This is a genomic window from Streptomyces sp. NPDC044044 (assembly GCF_056434405.1).
The window spans coordinates 1-20,834 of sequence record NZ_JBWKFG010000020.1 but is presented as its reverse complement, the minus strand read 5'-3'; the positions used below and the strand labels follow the sequence as shown (position 1 = coordinate 20,834).

General features: G+C 72.4%; 12 protein-coding genes, 2 tRNA genes and 1 riboswitch. Of the genes, 5 read left to right on the top strand and 9 right to left on the bottom strand.

What is annotated here, in order from left to right; translation table 11 throughout:
• The first annotated feature begins 23 nt into the window (after positions 1-23).
• Positions 24-1,967 (top strand): sigma-70 family RNA polymerase sigma factor, encoded by a 1,944-nt coding sequence (locus AC07AG_RS42400; protein ID WP_478762526.1) that lies wholly within the window; start codon positions 24-26, stop codon positions 1,965-1,967.
• Positions 1,968-2,011: 44 nt separating this feature from the next.
• Here AC07AG_RS42400 and AC07AG_RS42395 read toward each other — a convergent pair whose 3' ends face one another.
• Together AC07AG_RS42395 and AC07AG_RS42390 are read right to left on the bottom strand one after the other, a co-directional pair.
• Positions 2,012-5,227: a BTAD domain-containing putative transcriptional regulator gene (locus tag AC07AG_RS42395; RefSeq protein ID WP_478762524.1), complete on the bottom strand. Its 3,216-nt coding sequence runs from the start codon at positions 5,225-5,227 to the stop codon at positions 2,012-2,014.
• Between the two features lie 223 nt (positions 5,228-5,450).
• The gene (locus tag AC07AG_RS42390) at positions 5,451-7,550 is read right to left on the bottom strand and encodes an asparagine synthase-related protein (protein ID WP_478762522.1); all 2,100 of its coding nucleotides are present in this window, start codon (positions 7,548-7,550) and stop codon (positions 5,451-5,453) included.
• A 698-nt stretch (positions 7,551-8,248) separates the two neighbouring features.
• Between AC07AG_RS42390 and AC07AG_RS42385 the strand changes: the two genes are divergently transcribed.
• From AC07AG_RS42385 to AC07AG_RS42370, 4 genes are all read left to right on the top strand, one after another.
• Positions 8,249-9,706, top strand: a complete 1,458-nt coding sequence (locus AC07AG_RS42385; RefSeq protein WP_478762520.1) for an MFS transporter — start codon at positions 8,249-8,251, stop codon at positions 9,704-9,706.
• A gap of 176 nt (positions 9,707-9,882) precedes the next feature.
• Complete coding sequence (lhgO, locus tag AC07AG_RS42380) at positions 9,883-11,085, top strand: L-2-hydroxyglutarate oxidase (RefSeq protein WP_478762518.1); 1,203 nt, start codon at positions 9,883-9,885, stop codon at positions 11,083-11,085.
• Between the two features lie 120 nt (positions 11,086-11,205).
• On the top strand, positions 11,206-11,997 hold the full coding sequence (gene trmB, locus AC07AG_RS42375) for a tRNA (guanosine(46)-N7)-methyltransferase TrmB (protein WP_478762516.1): 792 nt from the start codon (positions 11,206-11,208) through the stop codon (positions 11,995-11,997).
• 138 nt (positions 11,998-12,135) lie between these two features.
• The gene (locus AC07AG_RS42370; RefSeq protein WP_478762536.1) at positions 12,136-13,491 is read left to right on the top strand and encodes a PrsW family intramembrane metalloprotease; all 1,356 of its coding nucleotides are present in this window, start codon (positions 12,136-12,138) and stop codon (positions 13,489-13,491) included.
• Here the strand turns inward: AC07AG_RS42370 and AC07AG_RS42365 are convergent.
• The 7 genes from AC07AG_RS42365 to AC07AG_RS42335 form a co-directional block, all read right to left on the bottom strand.
• Positions 13,488-14,432 carry an aldo/keto reductase gene (locus AC07AG_RS42365; RefSeq protein ID WP_478762515.1) on the bottom strand — a complete coding sequence of 315 codons (945 nt, stop codon included), beginning with the start codon at positions 14,430-14,432 and terminating at the stop codon, positions 13,488-13,490. The two genes, AC07AG_RS42370 and AC07AG_RS42365, sit on opposite strands and share 4 nt — an antisense overlap.
• Before the next feature lie 132 nt (positions 14,433-14,564).
• A complete protein-coding gene (locus AC07AG_RS42360; RefSeq protein WP_478762514.1) occupies positions 14,565-15,650 on the bottom strand; it encodes a M23 family metallopeptidase in 1,086 nt (361 codons plus the stop codon).
• A gap of 11 nt (positions 15,651-15,661) precedes the next feature.
• A riboswitch (cyclic di-AMP (ydaO/yuaA leader) is annotated at positions 15,662-15,808 on the bottom strand.
• A 221-nt stretch (positions 15,809-16,029) separates the two neighbouring features.
• Entirely contained in the window at positions 16,030-17,253 is a 1,224-nt protein-coding gene (locus AC07AG_RS42355) for a PP2C family protein-serine/threonine phosphatase (RefSeq protein WP_478762512.1), read from the bottom strand.
• A gap of 154 nt (positions 17,254-17,407) precedes the next feature.
• Positions 17,408-17,481 (bottom strand) — tRNA-Met (locus AC07AG_RS42350).
• 78 nt (positions 17,482-17,559) lie between these two features.
• On the bottom strand, positions 17,560-18,771 hold the full coding sequence (locus AC07AG_RS42345; RefSeq protein WP_478762510.1) for an alginate lyase family protein: 1,212 nt from the start codon (positions 18,769-18,771) through the stop codon (positions 17,560-17,562).
• 131 nt (positions 18,772-18,902) lie between these two features.
• Positions 18,903-18,978 (bottom strand) — tRNA-Lys (locus AC07AG_RS42340).
• A 121-nt stretch (positions 18,979-19,099) separates the two neighbouring features.
• Entirely contained in the window at positions 19,100-20,671 is a 1,572-nt protein-coding gene (locus AC07AG_RS42335) for an amino acid permease (protein WP_478762508.1), read from the bottom strand.
• Positions 20,672-20,834 lie beyond the last annotated feature (163 nt).

The window sequence follows — 20,834 nt, the reverse complement described above, 5'->3', positions numbered from 1 at the left end:
GTGTGCAAGCGGGGGCTTCCGCGATGAGTGGTGACGGGCGGGACGAGTCGTCCTCCGCCTTGGGTGACGAGACCGCGGGGCTGCCTCATCGGCAGGTGCCGAACCAGGGCGGACCCGGATCCGGTGGCGGACCCGGCGGTGTGGATCCCAGCGTTCCGCCGCAGCGCGAAGGCGTCCGGGGCGGGGCCGCGATGCCCCTCCTGCCGACCGAGCCCGCATCTCTCCTGCCCGGGGAAGGCCCGTCGGCCGACAGCGACTTGATCGCCCGGATGCGGGCGGGCGACGACACGGCGTACGAAGAGCTGTACCGAAGGCACGCCGAAGCCGTCCGCCGGTATGCCCGCACGTGCTGCCGGGACGCGCACACCGCCGACGACCTCACGGCCGAGGTCTTCGCGCGGATGCTGCAGGCGGTCCGTGGCGGCAGCGGACCCGAGCACGCGGTCCGCGCCTACCTGCTCACCACGGTGCGCCGCGTCGCCGCGGGGTGGACGAAGTCGGCGAAGCGTGAGCACCTGGTCGAGGACTTCGCGGTCTTCGCGGCGCAGGCCTCGCGCAGCTCCGAGGTCTCCGACGACGACACCCTCGACCTGGGCGCGGACGTGCGCGCGATGCACGAGGCCGAGCAGTCCATGGCCATGCAGGCCTTCCGGAGCCTTCCGGAGCGCTGGCAGGCCGTGCTGTGGCACACGGAGATCGAGGACGAGTCCCCCAGCGACGTCGCCACGCTCTTCGGGCTCGACGCCAACGGCACCCGGGTGCTGGCCAAGCGGGCGCGCGAAGGTCTGAAGGAGGCGTATCTCCAGGCCCATGTGAGCACCACGCTCGCCGAGAACGAGGAGTGCGCGCGCTACGCCGACCGGCTCGGCGCCTACGCACGCGGCAGTCTGCGCACCCGCGCCGAGCGCGGCCTGCGCAAGCACTTGGAGGAGTGCGCCAAGTGCCGCCTGGCCGCGGGCCAGATCAAGGAAGTCGCCAACGGCATTCCCGGGGTCGTGCCGATCGCGGTCATCGGCTGGTTCGGTGCCGCCGGTTACGCGAAGGTGGCCGCCCTCGTCGGCGGTGGCGCGGCGGGTGCCGCGGGCGCCGGTGCGGCGGGCGCGGCAGCGGCGAGCGGTGGCTCGTCCGGTGGTGCGGCGGGCGGCGGCGCTGCCGCCGAGGGGCTCGGGGCGCCCGCGAAGGCCGGTATCGCGGCGGCGGTGGTCGTCGCGGCCGCGGCCGCGGCGATCGCCCTCACCGCGGGAGACGGGGACAAGCCCAAGGACCTGCCGAGCGCCGGGAAGCCGCCGGCCGCCGAGCCTGTCGTACCGAGCAAGCCGCCGCCCCCGAAGCCGAAGCCCAAGCCCGCGCCGCCTGCGGCCGCCGAGCCGAAGCCCGAGCCGCCGGCTTCCGAGCCGAAGCCCAAGCCGACCCCCACCCCCACGCCCCCGCCGAAGCCCGAGCCCGAGCCCAAGCCGCCGGCCCCCGAGCCGAAGCCGACTCCCACGCCGTCCGAGCCGAAGCCCAAGCCACCGCCTCCACCGCCGCCCGCCCCGACGGTCTACCAGTGGAGCGAGCTGCAGTACGGCGTCGTCGGTGACGGCACCAAGCCCGAGATGCGGCTGGGCGAGAGCAGTTGGGTCTGGCAGCGCGGCGGCCTGTCCATCGCGGACAAGCAGTACGGCCATGGCGTGACCGTCCACGGCCAGTCCTCCGTCACCATCGACCTGAACCGCCGGTGCTCGGCGTACGACGCGGTCGTCGGCGTCGACGACATGACGATGGGCCTGGGCAAGGTGCGGTTCTCGGTCTTCGGGGACGGCGTCCGGCTGTGGCAGTCACCGCTGATGGAGGGCGGGGACCCGGCGGTGCCCGTGCAGGTGAACCTGACCGGGCGCAAGACGATCCGCCTGGTCGTCGAGCCGCACTCGCCGTTCGACTCGGCCGCGCTCGCGGACTGGGCGCAGTCGCGCTTCCGCTGTACGTAGGCCGCGGGCTCAGCCCGGTTCAGCCCGGTTCAGCCCAGTTCAGCTCAGCTCAGTTCCGCGAGGGCGCCGGGGGCCGTGAGTCCGGCGCCCGCGGCGCGCTCGGCCTCGTACCGGCGCTCGCCGAGGGCGGCGAGCGCCGCGGTCTCGACCCGTTCGGCCTCGCTCAGCTCCGGCATCGGGCGCGGATTCCCGCTCCGCAGCCGGGTGGCGAAGGCAAGCAGGCGAGCCGCGCGGGGATGGTCGCCGATCCTGCTCACCAGGGTGGCTCCGCAGTCCACGAGCGCCGCGATGACCAGCTCCGCGCACCGGCTGTCCAGGGCCATCCGCAGTCCGTCGGCGAGCAGCGGCAGCGCCTGCTCCGGGCTCGACTCGGCGGCCACGATCTTGGACTCAAGGCCGTGCAGCGCCGCGATGAACTGCGGCGGCGGCGTGCCGCGCCCGGCGTCGGCGCGGGCCTCCTCGAACAGGGTCCGGGTCCTGGCGACTTCGCCGTCGTCCAGCGCCATCTGCGCCTGCACCAGCCGCATGAACGCGCGCGAGTCCCCCACGCCGTACCGGTCGGCCTCGATCCCTGCCTCGTGCAGGGCCTTCGCCGCCAGGTCGCGGTCGCCCTCGCGGTACGCGATCTCGGCGAGGCGGACGATCAGGAAGGGCGTCTCGGCGTAGGCGCCCACTTCGTAGGCCAGGCGCAGTGCTTCGTCGTACTCGACGCGTGCCTCCTCGTGCAGGCAGCGGGCCATCGCGGCCTCGCCCGCCGCGCTCGACACCTGGGCGCGCATCCAGCGGTCGCCCGCGCGCATGCTCAGCTCACGCAGCTCCGCGAGATCCTCGTCGACTCCGGACAGATTGCCCGGGGCGTCGACGGCCTGGTGCGTGCGGAACATCAGGCTGACGCCGACCTCCCAGTCGCCGCCGTAGCGGCGGCAGTTGGCGACCACGTCGTCCAGGCCGGGTTTGGCCGCGTCGGGGCCGTCCAGGAAGTACGCGGTGAACGGCCAGATGAGCCCCGGGAAGCGGGCCGCCGCCGGCACCGGTTGCGCGAAGGCGTCCCGCAACCGCCCGATGTGCACGCGGTCGTCCTCGTCGGCCAGCGCTTCCATGGGCCTGGACTCCGCGACCAGGAAGAAGTGCAGCAGCCGCAGGCTCATCCAGGACCAGTGGAGCGGTTCGCCCGTGTCCTCGGGGATGCCGTCGGGGCCGTCCGGCGGCATCGGCGGTGCGAGGCGCAGGATGCCTGCGACCCAGTCCGCGCCCTCTCTGCGGTAGTTCCGCATGGACCAGAACCAGCCCACGGCCAGCGCGATGGCCAGGGCCTCCTCCCCCTCCCTGGACTCGGTGGCGCGCTGCAGGGCCGCGCGGATGTTGTCCAGCTCCGTCTCCAGGCGCTGGATCCACGGGAGTTGGTCCGCCGAGCGCAGCAGGGGTTCGGCCTTCTCGACCAGGGCGCGGACGTACGCGGTGTGGCGGCGGCCCGCGGCGGTGCGCAGCTCCGGCGTCTCGGCGGCCCGCTCGGACGCGTACTCGTGGATGGTCTCCAGCATGCGGTAGCGCATGTCGCCGCCGGCCGTGGGTTCGGCGATGAGCAGGGACTTGTCCACCAAGGCGCCGATGAGGTCGGCGGCAGGGCCGGTGCAGACCGCTTCGGCCGCCTCGATGTCCCAGCCGCCCGCGAAGACGGACACCTCGCGCAGCACCGTCCGCTCGGGCTCGTCGAGCAGGTCCCAGGACCAGTCGACGACGGCCCGCAGGGTCTGCTGACGGGGCAGGACCGTGCGGCTGCCGCTGGTGAGGAGGCGGAAGCGGTCGTCGAGGCGGTCGGCGATCTGCCGGGGCGTGAGCAGACGAAGGCGGGCCGCGGCCAGTTCGATGGCGAGCGGGAGGCCGTCGAGACGGCGGCAGATCTCGGCGACGGCCCCGGTGTCCTCCTCGGGGGCGAAGTCCGGGCGCACGGCCGTGGCGCGCTCGGTGAAGAGGCGGTGCGCGGGGTCGGGCGGCAGGGGCTCCACGGGGCGCACGAACTCGCCGGGCACACCCAGGGGTTCGCGGCTTGTGGCGATGACCGTGAGGTCCGGGCAGTGCGTGAGGAGGGTCTGGGCGAGGTCGGCCGCGGCGCCGATGACGTGCTCGCAGTTGTCGAGGAGCAGGAGCAGACCGCGCGGGGCGCAGTACTCGACGAGCAGGGCGACCGGGTCGTCCTGCGGCACGGTCATCTCGCTGGTCATCAGCGCGGTCTCGCGCAGCCCGAGCGCGCTGACGACGGCTCCCGGGACCGCCTCGGGGCGGTCGAGCGGGGCGAGCTCGGCCAGCCATGCCTGCGGATGCCCGGCGGCGGCTTCCTCGGCGAGGCGGGTCTTGCCGGAGCCGCCGGGGCCGGTGAGGGTGACCAGGCGTGCTCGTCTCATGTCGCAACGGATGGCGGCGAGTTCGGGTTCCCGGCCGACGAAGCTGGTCAGACGGGGCCGGAGGTTACCTCCCCGCTCCGGACGCTCCGGCCCTTTGCCGCTTGGCTCCGGACCTTCGCCGCTTGGCTCCGGGACCGCGGCCGGGTCCAGCAACTGGGCGTGCAGGGAGCGGAGTTCAGGCCCGGGGTCCGCGCCGAGGCCGTCGGCGAGCGTGCGGCGCGCGTTCTCGTACGCGGCGAGGGCGTCGGCACCGCGGCCCGTGTCGCGCAGGGCGCGGATCAGGAGGGCGTGCAGCGTCTCGTCGTACGGCTGGGCTGCGGTGAGTTCCTTCAGTTCCGGTACGACGTCGGAGGCGTGGCCCAGGAGCAGGTCCGCCTCGACCCGCGCGCGGGTCGCCTCGGCGAGCAGCGCCTCGGGGCGGGCCGCCGCGCCGCGGTCGGGCAGGTCGGCGAGGGCGGGGCCGCGCCACAGGGTGAGCGCATCGCGCAGTGTACGGGCGGCCGATGCCGGGTCGCGGCGGTCCAGGGCCGCCTTGCCCTCGCGCACGAGGCGTTCGAAGCGGTGCAGGTCGATGTCTTCGGGGGTGGTGGTGAGGCGGTAGCCGCCGGGTTCCGATGCGATGGCGTCCTTGCCGAGGGCGCGGCGGAGGCGGCCGATGAGGGCCTGGAGGGCGGCGGGGGCATCGGTGGGGGGCTCGTCCTGCGCCCATACCTCGGCGATGAGGGTCTCCACGGGGACCGTGCGGTCGGCGCGCAGGGCGAGGGTGGCGAGCAGCGCGCGAAGCCGCCGGCCCCCTAGGGGCAGGGCCGCCCCTTGTTCGTCGTACGCCTCGGTGGCGCCCAGGATTCTGTACCGCACCGGGTCATTCTCGCCGGTGGAGCGGGCCGAGGCGCGAGGGTTTCTCTCCCCGACCCCGCCCCTTCCCGAAAACCCGCTCGGCGCGGGGGCCTACCTGGGGCTCCGCCGCAGACCCCGTACAGGATGTCCTCAAGCGCCGGACGGGCTGCATCCAGCCCGTCCGGCGCTTGAGGACGAACTCGGCGAAGCCGGTGATCAACCGCGCGCGAGGCTCCGGAGCCAGTTACCGCCCCGCCCCCAACGCCCCCCTCTGCGGCACGACGCTCCCCGTAGGGACCGCCCGCTGCCGGGCCGGAGTGCCGGTCCAGCACGTGCCGCGGCGGGAGAGCAGGCGGCGCAGCCACAGCTCCGTGGAGACCAGGTCCGCCAGGCCGTCCAGCGGCAGCGGCTCGCCCTCCGCCGCCGCGCGCAGCGCCTTGCGGACCACGCGGGCCTCCACCAGGCCCGCCTGCGCGAGCAGGGGCGTGTCGAAGAGGGCGAGGAGGTCGTCCACCGCCACACGAAGGCCCGTCCGCGCCGCCGCCGCGGACGACGCGTGGGACGGAGCGCCCCAGCCGGGCGGCAGTTCGGCCACTCCGGCGCCTTCCAGGACCGTACGCAGGATCGCCGCACGCGCGCCTGGCTGGACGCGCAGGGCGACGGGGAGCGCGCGGCAGGCGCGGACCACCTGGTTGTCCAGGAACGGCGCGTGCAGGCGCTGGAAGCGGACCTCGGCGGCCTGTTCCAGGACGCGCAGGTCCGCCGCGTGCCGGGCGAGGGCCGCGCGGGCGCGGAACTCACCGGGGCGCTGGCCGGGTCCGGCGCCGGGGCGCCCGGTGGTGTCCTGGAGGCGAACCGATACTTCAGCGAGGGCCTCGCCCGTCAGCCAGCGCGCGGCGGGCCCCGGTCTCGCCCACGCGAGGGCGGCCATCGATGCCCCCACCGCACCGCCCGGCTCGTCGAAGCGGCGCTGCAGGAGCCGGTCGGCGAGCGAGTCGACGCCCGCGCGGTAGGACATCCGGGAGAGCTTGCGCGCGGCGCCGTACACGCGCGCGGGGACCATGACGGAGCCGGGCGTGCCGTCCGCCTTCGCCAACGCGGCGACGGGGCGCACCAGATGGCGCCGTCTGCGGTCCATGAGGAGGTCGGCGAGGCGGGCCGGGTGCGCGTCGAGGACCTGCCGTGCGCCGTACCCCGTGAAGTGGTCCGCGCTGCCCGAGGAGAGCCGCGCGCGGTGGCGCTGGGCCATGACGAGGGAAGAGCTCGGCTCGTCCGTCAGAGGGCCGTCCAAGTCCGCGTACGGAAGGGCCTCTTCGCCCGCGGCGACCACCACGTGGTGCAGGCGGGGGTTGGCCGCGATGGCGCCCGCCCGCTCCAGCTCGGCCTCGCGGCCTTTGATCGCGAGGTCGTTGAAGGTGACGGCGAGGAGCCGCTCCCCCGCGCCCGTGCCGTGGCCGAGGACCGTACCGGGCATCCCCGGGAGGCCCGCCGCGAGCAGCGCGAGGGTGCCGGAAGCGGGCCCTCCGGAGAGGTCGGCGCCGATGCCGGGCACCGGCATCCCGCGTGCCGCGCGCCGCTCGGCGGGACCCATGCCGGGCACCGGGCCGGGATCGACCTCCGACGCCCCGGGGACGTGCCGCGGGGCGCCGAGCCGGGCCCGCACGGCCTCCACGAGGGCGTCACGGACGCCGTCCACCGCGGTGGTCGCGTCGGCGGCGGGCGCGGCGACCGCGAGCGATGCCACGTGTTCGTACCCGGCGATCTCCCGTGCGCCCGCGCGCAGGATCAGGGCGTGCCCCGGTGGCACACGGCGCACGCCCTGGTAGGGCGTCGAGTCCTGCAGCGCCTCCGGCACGTCGGGGGCGGCGAGCAGCGCCGCGAGGTGGCCGATGTCCAGGTGGGCCTCGATGAGGTCGGCGAGGGGCAGCGCGGCCGTCGCGAAGGCCGTGCCATCGGCCCAGGGGGTGTAGAAGACGGGGCGCGCGCCCGCGAGGTCGCCGGCGACCATGACGCGGCGGCCTACCTGGACGACCGCCGTATAGCTGCCGGACCAGGCGGTCAGGTGCCGCAGGGCGCCGCCGCGTGCCGCGAACAGACCGACCCTGAGCTCCTCGTCGCTCGCCCCGCAGGTGCCGAGGACCGCGATGCGCGTCTGTTCGTCGGCCGTGACCGTGCGCACCTCGTCGGCGCGCCAGTCCCCCACCGCCCACAGCGGATCCGGGTCGCCCCACAGGAGTTGGGATCCCACGGGATGAACGGTCTCGCCGTTCTCACCGGTGGCCCCGGCCGAGCCCACCACCGAAGGCTTCGCGGCAGTGCTGCTCCACCCCACCAACCACCGCATCGTTGCCTCCACAGGCTGTGGACAACCAGTGCATCGAGAACTGGGGTCCCATGCTGCCACGAAGGAGGCGCGCAGGAGTGGCTACGGAGGTGGTCGCGCTCCCGTTAATCTGCCCCGGGGGAGCGGTACTTGAAGGGCGCAACAACGCCCTTCTCCTTGCGCGGCGGTGCTCTGCACCGGCCTCCGGAGAGGCGATTTTCGGCCAAATCAGCGGATGGCGCTCGCGTGACGGAACCGTAAATGGCAACACACAGTCCGGGAGGCGTTGCCCGCCCCCCGGACCGGTCCGCCGCCCGCGGGGATGGAGGCGGCGGTGTCCCCCAGCCCGCTGACTCCAGCGCAGCGGGCCGACCCACGCACCGTCAATGGAAGCGCTCCCCTTATGGCCGGTGAAGAGCGCACACGTAGGCGCACGGCCACACACCCGGAGCACGCCCCGGCACTCCCCCGCTTCCCTACCGGCAACAATCTCGCCATACGGAACTGCGCCTCTTAACGCTTGGGATTCGGCGAACTACGCTGTGTGTGCTGATGTTTTCGCGGAGGCATATACCTGGGGGCTCGGCCAAATGCTCTTGCGGCCGAGGTTCCGGGCCACGGCGGCTCGTTGTCGCGGACGCCGCCGCCCCCGGGGGAACGCAGCATGCATGCCGCGCGGTCAAGCCATCGCGGCAGCCGTCTGTGTCGAGGGGTGGCGCATGTCCAGGGAGCAACGCGGGCCGAACGAAAAACTCGGCACCGTTCTCGCCCTCGCGGGAATCAGCAATGCGGGACTCGCACGCCGGGTCAACGACCTCGGCGCCCAACGCGGGTTGACGCTTCGATACGACAAGACATCGGTGGCCCGGTGGGTGTCCAAGGGCATGGTGCCGCAGGGCGCCGCCCCGCACCTCATCGCCGCGGCCATCGGACAGAAGCTCGGCCGCCCCGTTCCGCTGCACGAGATCGGGCTCGCGGACGCCGACCCGGCGCCCGAGGTGGGCCTGGCCTTCCCGCGCGACGTGGGCGCCGCGGTGAAGTCGGCGACCGAGCTCTACCGCCTCGACCTGGCGGGCAGGCGCGCGGGCAGCGGCGGCATCTGGCAGTCGCTGGCAGGCTCCTTCGCGGTGAGCGCGTACGCGACGCCGGCCTCGCGCTGGCTGATAACCCCGGCCGACAGCTCGGTCGCCCGCGACGTCGTCCTGGACGAGCCCCGCGAGGTGGGCCACCCGGACGACAGCGCGAACAGCGGGCAGCCGATGAAGGTCGGCCACAGCGACGTGCTGAAACTGCGGGAGGCCGCCGAGGACGCCCGGCGCTGGGACTCCAAGTACGGCGGCGGTGACTGGCGTTCGTCGATGGTCCCCGAGTGCCTGCGGGTCGAGGCGGCACCCCTGCTGCTCGGTTCGTACTCGGACGAGGTGGGCCGCTCGCTCTTCGGGGCGTCGGCCGAACTGACGCGCCTGGCCGGGTGGATGGCCTTCGACACCGGCCAGCAGGAGGCCGCCCAGCGGTACTACATCCAGGCCCTGCGCCTGGCCCGCGCGGCGGCCGACGTGCCCCTGGGCGGGTACGTCCTTGCCTCCATGTCCCTCCAGGCGACCTACCGCGGCTTCGGCGACGAGGGCGTCGACCTCGCGCAGGCGGCCCTGGAGCGCAACCGCGGTCTGGCCACCGCGCGCACGATGAGCTTCTTCCGCCTCGTCGAGGCACGCGCACACGCGCGCGCCAGTGACGCGCAGGCGGCGGGAGCGGCGCTGCGGGCGGCCGAGGGCTGGCTGGAGCGGGCCCGGGACGGCGACAACGACCCCTCGTGGCTCGGTTTCTACGGATACGACCGCTTCGCGGCGGACGCCGCCGAGTGCTACCGCGACCTGAAGGCGCCCCGCCAGGTGCGCCGCTTCACCGAGCAGGCGCTCTCGCGGCCGACGGAGGAGTTCGTGCGCTCGCACGGCTTACGGCTCGTGGTGTCGGCGGTCGCCGAACTGGAGTCGGGGAACCTGGACGCGGCCTGCGAGCAGGGCACACGCGCCCTGGAGGTCGCCGGACGCATCTCGTCCGCGCGGACCACGGAGTACGTGAAGGACCTGCTGCACCGCCTGGAGCCGTACGGCGACGAGCCACGCGTGGTGGAGCTGAGGGAGCGCGCGCGGCCGCTGCTCGTGGCCCCGGCGTAGTTCAGCGGGACTCCTCTCGTGCGATGTCCAGGATTCAGGTTCAGGGCCCGGGGCCGCCCCCCGTGCACCGCCGGAACGGCAACAGCATTTCCGCACCCTGTAACCCTGCGGTCCTCGCCGGGTTTGAGGGCGTTGTCAGTGGCGCAGTGCACTATCGGGGTGGGAGGTGATGCGGGATGGTCCGGGCCGCGGCGTACGACTGCGACGTGCTGGTGATCGGCGGAGGGATCGTCGGTCTGTCGACGGCGTATGCGATCACACGTGCCGCGCCGGGCACGCGGGTCACCGTCCTGGAGAAGGAGCCGGGCCCCGCCCGGCACCAGACGGGACGCAACAGCGGGGTGATCCACAGCGGGATCTATTACCGCCCCGGCTCCCTGAAGGCGCGGTACGCGGTGCGGGGCGCCGCCGAGATGATCAAGTTCTGCGCGGAGTACGGAATCGCGCACGAAGTCACCGGCAAGCTCATCGTCGCCACGGAGCGCTCCGAGCTGCCCCGCCTGCACGCCCTCGTCCAGCGCGGCCGGGAGAACGGCATTCCGGTGCGGGAGCTGGGCCCCGCACAGATCTCGGAGTACGAACCGGAGGTGCGGGGCCTCGCCGCCATCCAGGTCGGGACGACGGGGATCTGTGACTACGGCTCGGTGGCGGCACGCCTCGCGGACGCCTCGGGCGCCGATGTCCGTTACGGCGCGGAGGTCGTCCGCATCGACCGGCGCGCGGAGCTCGGCGTGGCCGTCGCCACGGCCGACGGCTCGGTGGTGCGGGGGAAGGTCCTGGTCAACTGCGCGGGACTGCAGTGCGACCGGGTGGCGATGCTGGCCGGTGACGAGCCCGGGATGCGGATCGTGCCCTTCCGGGGCGAGTACTTCGACCTGGTGCGGCCCGAGCTGGTGCGTGGCCTGGTGTATCCGGTGCCGGACCCGGCTTTCCCCTTCCTCGGGGTGCATCTGACGCGGGGCATCGGGGGCGGGGTCCATGTGGGCCCGAACGCGGTGCCGGCGCTGGCCCGTGAGGGGTACGGATGGGGTGTGGTGCGGCCCCTGGAGGTCGCGGGGACGCTGGGGTGGCCGGGGGCCTGGCGGATGGCCGGGCGGCACTGGCGGTATGGGGCGGGGGAGTTCCGGCGGTCCCTTTCGAAGGGGGCGTTCACCGCGGCGGTGCGGAGGCTGCTGCCTGCGGTGACTCCGGATGATCTCGTGCCTGCGGCGGCGGGGGTGCGGGCGCAGGCCGTCTTGCGTGACGGAACGCTGGTGGATGACTTCCTGATCCGGAGTGGGGTGCGGGCCGTGCATGTACTGAACGCGCCATCGCCTGCGGCCACGGCTTCTCTCCCTATTGGGAGGGAAGTGGCCCGGCGGGTGCTGGCGGTGCTGTAGGAGCGGTGTAGGAGCGGTCCCTCCGCCCCCCCTGGACCCCGGACAAGATGTCGGCCACCAAGGCCCCCGCGCAGCGGGTTTTCGGGAAGGGGCGGGGTTGGGGATTAAAATCGCCCCACTGTGCCTGAGTCGAACACCACCCCCGAGCGCCCCCAAGCCCCCCGCCCCAAGGGCGAGCCCCGCTTCCCGCAGGGCCCCGCGCCCGACCCCGCGGGCTCCCACTTCGAGCGGCGGATCCGCAGCTTCCAGCCCCGGCGCAGCCGCGTCACCACAGGCCAGGCGGACGCGCTCCAGCGGCTCTGGCCCAAGTGGGGCCTGGACATCGACGGGCAGCGCACCCTCGACCTCGCCGAGCTGTTCGGCGGCGAGCGCCCCGTCGTACTCGAGATCGGGTTCGGCATGGGCGAGGCCACCGCCCAGATGGCCGCGGACGACCCGGACACCGGCATCCTCGCGGTCGACGTGCACACCCCGGGCCAGGGAAACCTCCTCGGCCTCGCCGAGCGGAACGAACTCACCAACATCCGCGTAGCGAACGGCGACGCCGTCATCCTGCTCCGCGAAATGCTCCGGCCCGCCTCCCTCGACGGCCTCCGCGTGTACTTCCCCGACCCCTGGCCCAAGGCCCGCCACCACAAGCGCCGCATCATCCAGCCCGACTTCCTCGACCTCGCCGCGCCCCGCCTCAAGCCCGGCGCCGTCCTGCACTGCGCGACCGACTGGGAGCCGTACGCGGAGCAGATGCTGGAGGTGCTCAGCGCGCACCCCGGCTTCGAGAACACCCAGGACGACGGCGGGTACGCGCCCCGGCCCTCCTTCCGTCCCCTCACCCGATTCGAGGGCCAGGGCCTGGACAAGGGACACGTGGTCCATGACCTGCTGTTCCGCCGTACATCCGGCCAGGAGGCCTGAGCCAACCGGCCGCGGGACCTGAGACAACCGGCCGCCGGACCTGAGATACCGGCCACGGGGCCCGAGACACCGTCGCGGCCCACCCCTGTCCCTCGTTAGGGTCAACGGGTGGCCATCCGTTCTCCGCTCCCGCACCCGATGCCCCCCGCTGGGCCCGCCGGGCTGCGGCACGCGCGCTGGTGGCAGCGGCGGGCGATACGCGCGGCCGCCCTGGTCACGCTGCTCGCCCTGTCCGGCCTGGTCATCCTGGCCCTGGTCAGGGAACAGACCGGCACCGAAGGCTTCCTGGTCGGGCTCGGCCTCGCGACACTTCCCGTGCCGCTCCTGGTGGCCGCCTTCCGCTGGCTGCAACGGGTCCAGCCGGGCCCCTGGCGGAACCTCCTCTTCGCCTTCTCCTGGGGTGCCTGCGCGGCCGCCCTCATAGCGATCGTCGCGAACAGCTTCGCGACCCGCTGGATAGCCACCGCCACGGCCGACCCCACCAGCGCGGACACCCTCGGCGCGACGGTCATAGCGCCGATCGTCGAGGAGAGCGCGAAAGCCGCGGCCGTGCTGCTCGTCTTCCTCTTCCGCAGACGCGAGTTCACCGGAATCGTCGACGGCGTGGTGATCGCCGGAGTGACCGCGACCGGCTTCGCGTTCACCGAGAACATCCTCTATCTCGGCAGCGCCTTCGGCACCGACCAGATCAACGGCGGCACCGGGCTCGCGTCCGTGACGGCGGCGACCTTCTTCGTACGCGTCGTGATGTCGCCCTTCGCGCACCCGCTCTTCACCGTGCTCACCGGCATCGGCTTCGGTATCGCCGCGCTCAGCGCGGAGCGCCAGAACTGGCGCCGCGTCCTGCTCCCGGTCGGCGGACTCCTCCTGGCGATGGGCCTGCACGCCCTGTGGAACGGCTCGGCGGCCTTCGGGGACTACGGCTTCTTCGCCGTGTACGCGCTCTTCATGCTGCCCGCCTTCGGCCTGCTCACCTGGCTGGTGATCTGGATCAGACAGCGCGGCCTGCGCATCGTGCGGGCCGAACTGCCCGCGTACGCGCTCGCGGGCTGGCTCACCGCGCCCGAGCCGTACGCCCTCGGCACGATGCGCGCCCGCACCCTCGCCCGCGACTACGCCTCGTACACCCAGGGCAAGGCCGCGGCGCGCACGGTCGCCCAGTACGAGACGTACGCGACGTCTCTCGCGCTCCTTCGCCACCGTGGGCGCAAGGGCCGCGCCGGCGCCGACTTCGTCGTACGGGAGCGGGAGTTGCTGCACGCGCTGTGGGAGCGCCGCGAGGCGGCACGGCCCGCCCTGGCGTACGCGGCACGCGCGACGGCACCGGTGTTCGTCCCGATGCCGCCGCCGTACGGATACCGGCAGCCGTACCCGCAGGCGTATCCACAGTCCTATCCGCACCAGCACCAGCACCAGCCCCCGTACGGATATCCGTACGCACAACCGGCGATGCCCTACCCCGCGTACAACCCCTACAACGGCCAGGGCCTCTAGGCGGAAGCCTTCGTCAGCGCCGACACCTCGGCGTCCGTCAGCTCGAACTCCCCCACCGCGAGCAGCGCGGGCAGCTGCTCGACCGTACGGGCGGAGGCGATCGGCGCCGCCACCGTCGGCTGCGCCGCGAGCCACGCGAGGGCCACGGTCGCGACCTCGGCGCCGCGCTCCTGGGCGACCTGGTCGAGGGCGGCGAGCACCCGCGGGCCGCGCTCCGTCTCCAGGTGCTTGCCCGCGCCCTCGGCCCGCGCGCTGTCGACCTTCGCACCCGGGCGGTACTTGCCGGTCAGGAAGCCGGAGGCGAGCGCGTAGTACGGGACGGCGGCCAGGCCGGAGCGCGAGGCGACCTGTTCAAGGGTGCCCTCGTACGTGTCGCGCGAGACGAGGTTGTAGTGCGGCTGGAGCGCCGAGTAGCGGGCGAGGCCCTCGCGGTCGGAGAAGTCGAGGAACTCCTGGAGCCGGTCGGCGCTCACGTTCGAGGCGGCGATCGCGCGCACCTTGCCGGACGTGACCAGCTCGTCGAGCGCGCCGATGATCTCCTCGACCGGGACGGACGGGTCGTCGTAGTGCGTGTAATAGAGGTCGATGTAGTCGGTGCGCAGGCGGCGCAGCGACTCCTCGGCACCGGACTTGATGGTGTTCGCGGACAGGCCCTTGTAGTCGGGGTGGGCGCCGACCTTGGTGGCGAGTACGACGTCGGAGCGGTTGCCGCGCGCGGCGAGCCAGTTGCCGATGACGGTCTCGGACTCCCCGCCCTTGTTGCCGGGCACCCAGGCCGAGTAGACGTCGGCGGTGTCGATGAAGTTGCCGCCGGCGGCGGTGTAGGCGTCGAGCACGGTGAAGGACTGCGCCTCGTCGGCCGTCCAGCCGAAGACGTTGCCGCCCAGGGCGAGCGGGAAGACCTCGAGGTCGGACGAGCCAAGCTTGCGGAGAGAAGTCATACGGGGATCAACGCCCTTGCGGACCGCGGAATTCCGTCGAGCGACCCGGGCACGGGGAGGAGCGGGCATGCCGAACCGGCAGCCCTGGCGTCGGGGGGTTGTCGCCAGGACCGCCGGGGTTCTGGGGCTTCCTCAGAGGGACTGGCCCTTGCCGCGCAGCCACGCCGCCGGGTCGACCCCGGTGGAGTCGCCGCCCGGGTGGACCTCCAGGTGGAGGTGCGCGCCGGTGACGTTGCCGGTCGCGCCGACGCGGCCGATGGTCTCGCCGGTGGTGACCTTCTGGCCCGCGCTGACGTTCATCGAGGACTGGTGGCAGAACCACAGCTCGGTGCCGTCGTCGAGTTCGAGGATCGTGCGGTAGCCGTACGCCCCCGCCCAGCCGGCCTCCTTGATGGTGCCGGAGTGGATGGCCTTGATGGGCGTGCCCGTCGGAGCGGCGAAGTCCAGGCCGGTGTGGTAGCCGGAGGACCACATGGAGCCGGGCTGACCGAAGGTGCCGGTGAGCGTGTACGAGGCGACGGGGAGGGTGTAGCTCTTCGCGAGCTTGGCCAGGCGCTCCGCCTCGGCCTTGCGCTTGGCCTCCGCCTCGGCCTTCTTCTTCGCGGCGGCCTTCTCGGCGGCGATCTTCTTCTCGGCCGCGGTCTGCTTGGCGGCGGCCTGTTCGGCGGCCTGCTTGACGGCGGCTTCCTCGGCCGCCTTCTGGACCGCGTCGTCCGCCTGGTCCTGCTGGTTCTCGGCCTGCTCCATGATGCGGGCCCGCAGTGCCTCTCCGGCGTCCGTGGTGCCCTGCTCGGCGTCGGCGGTGCTGACCCCGGCGGCGCTCAGGGGCGCGGCGGCGACGATCACGCCGCCGTCCGCGGCGGCGGAGTCGGAGGAGTCGTCGGATATCAAGGACCCCACGCCCGGAAGCGACTTGGCCTCCGGCAGCGAGTCCGTGACGGCCGAGAGGTCCGGCATCTCGATGGAGACCGGGGGCTTGCCGCCCTGCGCGGTGGCGATGCCGCCCGCGCCGACTGCGGCGATGACGCCTACGCCGAGAACTGTGGAGCTGCGGGCGAGCCCGCCACCGCCCCGCTTGTGGACGCGGTGCCTGCCGCGGACGGGGCGAATGGACTCCTCGGTGGGATTCCATTCCTCCCAGGAACTGTCTTCGTACCCACCGAAGTCGTCGTCATTCGGTACGTACGCGCCTTGGGGGGCAGGGCGGTTGGACGCCACTGGGGCGCACTCCTTTCCTTCCTTCTCGCCTACCGGGTTAGCTGACGGGTTCGGAGCAGGAAGGTCTCCTACGAACACCTGGCACGGATGCACAGATGCCCGATTCACCCCAATTAGTGGTTCCCCGGCTCCCTTTCGGGATTAGGCGCGTGCGCGCGGAGCCGACTCGAGTGACGGCTGGGACGACCGCGCTGCGTTATCGAACGTTAATAGACAGCGGGGCCGTATTCCAAGCCGTTCCGACTGATCGTTAACGCCTTTGGCCCGTACTTAACGGGACACGGGGGTGCGGAACGGGGCGAGTTGACGCCACTTCTTCACACACCGGAGCTTCACACTTCCTTGACAGTACGTCAGTTGTTATGCGGAGTGGTGTTCTTCAGTCACGGCCGGTGACATCGATCTCCGCGTCGACCCCGCCCTCGGTCCCCGCATCGCCCGTCACCAACGGCCGCCGCACCGCGAGCAGCGCCATGTCGTCGGTCGTGCCGCCCCCGGTGTGCCTGCGCACCTCTTCGGTGAGCGTGGCGAGGAGGGCGTCCGGGCCGTTGGGTCCGGGGAAGATGCGGCCCCCGAGCCGGGTGGCCGCGTCGTAGAACTCGCCCCGGCTGTCACGCGCCTCGGAGAGCCCGTCGGTGTACAGGAGCAGCATCGCCCCCGGCGGGAACTCCGTCTCGTCCGCACGGTCCGGCCAGGCACCAAGATCGCCCATCCCCAGCGGCAGCGCGGGCTCGGTCGCGGACAGCACGCACAGCCGCCCGTCGCCGCGCAGGAGCAGCGGTCCCGGGTGCCCGCGGTTGATGAGGCGCACGAGACCGTCGCCGTGCGAGATCTCCGCCAGGACGGCGGTGGTGAACCCCTCGAAGGCGTCGAGCCCGTCGCGCCGCGTGCCCTCGCGCGCAAGAGCACGCTCCAGCCGCTGGGCCACCGCCTCCAGCGTGGCCTCCTGCTCGGCGGCCTCCCGGAACGCCCCGATGACGACGGCGACGGCCGCCACCGCGCCCATCCCCTTGCCCCGTACGTCACCGACGATGACGCGCACGCCGTGCGGGGTGTCCTGCACGGCGTACAGATCGCCCCCGATGAACGCGTCGGCCTCAGCGGCCTCGTACCGCGCCGCGACGTCGAGACCGCCGATCCGGGGGTCCGGCTGCGGCAGCACGGCGCGCTGGGCGGCCTCGGCGATGGAGCGGGCGGAGGCGAGCTGTTTGTCGCTGCGGCGCTGGACGCGGTTGATGACGACGGCGAGCACGGCGACGGTCGTCACCGTGATCAGTTCGGTGACGGCTTCGACGTCGGTGGTGGTGTTGGTCTTGAAGTGCAGGGCGAGCACGGCCGCGCAGGAGCCGGCGCCGATGAGGGTGGTGCTGATCAGCGAGTAGAAGGGGGCCGCGATGAGCGGGGCGGCGGTGAAGAGGGGCGCGGCGGTGAAGGCGGGCGGGGTCGCGATGTCGTAGACGACCCCGGCGACGATGAGCAGCAGCGGAAGGGCCCGCACGAGCGCCCGCTCATGCCGGACATCGGGAGCCTCGCCCCCACCACTTCCTCCTCGCAGCCCCACCGGTCTTCTCCTGCCGAATCCCGCGGCCAGGACCAGATCCATGACCACGCTCAACCAGGGTTCCCAAAGCGGCGGCGCGGGGCGACCGGTGTGGGCCGACGGAGTGACGAGGGAGCGACGAGAGAGCAACGAGGGAACGACGGGGAAAACGCCGAAGGCCCGGATCCATTTCTGGATCCGGGCCTTCGGTCTTTAGTAGCGGGGACAGGATTTGAACCTGCGACCTCTGGGTTATGAGCCCAGCGAGCTACCGAGCTGCTCCACCCCGCGCCGTTGAATGCAACTCTACGCCATCAGGGGGAGTGAAAGCGAACCGGTTGAGAACCACCGGCGAACGGAGCCCGCCGCTCACGCGTTCTCGGCGTGCGTCAGCGTCTCCCAGGCCACGAACAGGTCGTCCGTCCCCTCGGGCCGCTGCGCGCGCGTGAACCTCTCCGTCTGCGGAAGCTCCAGCTTCAGCCGGTCCCGCAGGTGATTGAGGCCGACCTCGGTGTCGGGCCCCATGTCGCGCTGCACCTTGCCGCCGCACAGCCAGTCCGGCGCCTGCGCGCCCAGCTGGTACTTGGAATGGAACTCAAGGGCGGCCCGCAGCCGGTCCTTGACCTCGCCGTACAGATCGACGCCCTGATGCCAGGCGGTCTCCGCGATGTGCGCGGTGGCCGCGAGCGAGTAGCTGGCGTGCTTGAAGTTCCGGCAGGTCTCCTGGGAGAGCCCGTCGGCGAAGGTCTTCTGCCCGAACCAGTACTTCTGGAGCTTCGCCGGGGTGTTGATGTCGCTGCCCGCGGGAGAGACGGGCAGCGGGCCGTCCGACTTCAGATAGAAGTAGGCGGGCACCCGGGTCCTGAAGTGCGTCACCGCCTTCTCGAAGGACTCGTGGTCGTCGAGGAAGACCGCCATGCTGATGGTCGCGTCGGCCATCAGGAGGTCCCAGTTGCCGTTGAAGTCGGCGGCTCCGTCGCGCACTTGGGGCAGATAGGCGTTGCGCAGCATCCGCTCGAAACGCAGGAGCTCGCCGTCGGTCCAGCCGTCGTAGGTGTAGCGCACGGCTTCGGCCGCGCGGGCCCACGAGGAGGCGGCCCAGGCCGTCTGGAGGCCCGCGTTGGCCTCGGTGTGCCCGGTGATCACCCGCGACCAGGCGTCCATGATCTGCACGGCCTTCTTGGCGTGCGCGCGGTCGCCGGTGATGTTCCAGAGCAGGGCCTGCGTGTACGCGGCGATGGCGTCCTCGCGCTCCTCGACGCAGCCCTGTCCGGGGCGGGTGTCGGGCGGGCACTCGACGACGGCGTACGGCTTGGCCCGGTAGTCGGCCGCGCCGTACTTGCTGTCCCGCATCTGCTCGAACGCCGTGAGCCAGGGCTGCTCGCGCGCCGCGACGTGGGCGCGCACGCGGTCGAGCTGCGCCTTGCTGACGAGCACTCCGGGGTGTTCGAAGGCCAGCTCGGCGGGGCGGGCACGCTCGGTGGCCTTGTCGGTACCGCTCCCGGACCCGCCGCACCCGGCCGATACGCCGACGAGCAGCGGCACGAGCACCATCACGAGAGCCCGTCGTACGGAACCCATGCTGTACCTCCGGATCGGCCACCTGGCAGGCCCAGCGTCGCCCGCGGGCCGCGGGGGCGCAGGCGAGGAGGGGCCGTTCGGGCTACCGACGCCACAGGCCCAGGTCAGAACGTTCCTGACCTGGGCCTGAGTGGTAGACCGTGTGGGACTCGAACCCACAACCAATGGATTAAAAGTCCACTGCTCTGCCAATTGAGCTAACGGTCCGTGCGGACGCACCCCCCGAGCATAGCCGGACAGGGCATGGCGTCCGATCGGGTATCGCCTCCTTGGCCCGTCGCGCGTCCCGCGGCGGGCCGAGTGCGAGCCCGGACCGTCGTCGGAACGGTCAGGGATCGGAGGGTTCCGGCGCCCCTTTGCGGGCCGCCTCGCGGGCCGCCGTGCGCTCGTGGTCCGGGTTGAGGAACCAGTGCCTGGCCGATGCCAGCCACCAGGTCGTGGCGAAGCCGAGGACGGCGAGGACCGCGATCGGGGCGTAGTTGAAGGTCTCCCAGGTGACCGGTGAGACCTGCGGCAGCATGAACAGGACCGTGATCACGCCCACCCAGGCCACCGCCACGACACCGATCGGACGCGACCAGCGGCCCAAGTGCCAGGGCCCGCGCTCGAATTCCTCGCCCTTGCGCAGCCGGAGCAGGGTCGGGATGACGTACGCGATGTAGAGCCCGATGACGGCGATCGACGTCACCGCCGCGTACGCCGTGACGTTGATCAGGTACGGCAGGCCGAGGACGAGCGCGCCGAGGGCCGCGAGCCATACCGCCGCGACGGGCGTGCGCGTACGTGGGTTGACCGAGTGCCAGACGTGCGAGAACGGCAGTGCTCCGTCCCGCGAGAAGGCGTAGATCATCCGGGAGTTGGCGGTCACGGACGCCATGCCGCAGAAGAGCTGCGCGCCGATCACGACGAGCAGGAGCAGCTTGCCCGTGGTCGCGCCGAGCGCGTCCAGGAGGATCTGGGCGGGCGGCGCCCCCGTCGCCGACTCGCGGGCGCCGTCGTACGACTGGATGGCGAAGGTGAAGCCGAGGAGCAGGACGAAGCCCGCTATCCAGGACGTCCAGATGGACCGGACGATGCCCTTGGGCCCGGCCGTCGACGCGTCGTGCGTCTCCTCGGTCATGTGCGCGGAGGCGTCGTACCCGGTGAAGGTGTACTGGGCCATGAGCAGCCCGATCAGCGCTACATAGAGCCCGCTGCCCCAGCCGGTGTTGTTGACGAACTCGGTGAAGACGAAGGACGCCGACTGGTGCGAGTCCGGGGAGAAGGCGAGGGCGCCGACGATGACGGCGACCCCGAAGACGTGCCACCAGACGCTCACGCTGTTGAGCAGGCCGACGATGCGCACACCGAACGTGTTGAGCAGGCCGTGCAGTACGAGGATCGCGGCGAAGAGCAGGATCGTGCGCTCCTCGGTGACCTGGAAGTCGAACTGCAGATTCAGATAGGCGCCGAGGAACGAGGCCGCCCCGAAGTCGATCCCCGCGGTGACGGCGACCTGGCCGAGCACGTTGAACCAGCCCGTGAACCACGCCCAGGCCGCGGCCGTGCGCGGGGGCGCGAGGCGGTGCGCCCAGAAGTAGAGCCCGGCGGACGTCGGATAGGCGGAACAGATCTCCGCCATGGCCAGGCCCACGAACAGCGTCATCAGGCCGACCCCGACCCATCCCCAGGTGATCAGGGCGGGTCCGCCCGTGTTCATGCCGAACAGGTACATCGTGAGGCAGCCGGACAGGACCGAGATGATCGTGAACGAGACCGCGTAGTTGGAGAACGCGGACATGCGGCGGGCCAGGACCTGGGTGTAGCCGAGCTGGGCCAGACGTTCCTCGTCCGAGCCTGCCGGGGGTACGGGCGGTGGTCCGGCCGGTGGTTCGGGTGGTGGTTCGGTCGGTGGTTTCATGCACGAGCGTTGCCCACGACAGGGACATGACACACGTCACGTTTGGCATACGGCAGCGGGGGGGGGGGGGGGGGGGGGGGGGGGGGGGGGGGGGGGGGGGGGTTGGGGGGGGGGGGGGGGGTTTTTCTCTCTTTTTTTTTTTTCCGCGGTTGCCGCGGCAGAC

Coding starts and splice junctions, on each gene's coding strand:
- AC07AG_RS42355 (WP_478762512.1), bottom strand. CDS start 17,253: ATGGATCTGGTCCTGGCCGCGGGATTCGGCAGGAGAAGACCGGTGGGG.
- lhgO (WP_478762518.1), top strand. CDS start 9,883: ATGGTCCGGGCCGCGGCGTACGACTGCGACGTGCTGGTGATCGGCGGA.
- AC07AG_RS42335 (WP_478762508.1), bottom strand. CDS start 20,671: ATGAAACCACCGACCGAACCACCACCCGAACCACCGGCCGGACCACCG.
- AC07AG_RS42400 (WP_478762526.1), top strand. CDS start 24: ATGAGTGGTGACGGGCGGGACGAGTCGTCCTCCGCCTTGGGTGACGAG.
- AC07AG_RS42385 (WP_478762520.1), top strand. CDS start 8,249: ATGTCCAGGGAGCAACGCGGGCCGAACGAAAAACTCGGCACCGTTCTC.
- AC07AG_RS42390 (WP_478762522.1), bottom strand. CDS start 7,550: ATGCGGTGGTTGGTGGGGTGGAGCAGCACTGCCGCGAAGCCTTCGGTG.
- AC07AG_RS42370 (WP_478762536.1), top strand. CDS start 12,136: ATGCCCCCCGCTGGGCCCGCCGGGCTGCGGCACGCGCGCTGGTGGCAG.
- AC07AG_RS42345 (WP_478762510.1), bottom strand. CDS start 18,771: ATGGGTTCCGTACGACGGGCTCTCGTGATGGTGCTCGTGCCGCTGCTC.
- AC07AG_RS42365 (WP_478762515.1), bottom strand. CDS start 14,432: ATGACTTCTCTCCGCAAGCTTGGCTCGTCCGACCTCGAGGTCTTCCCG.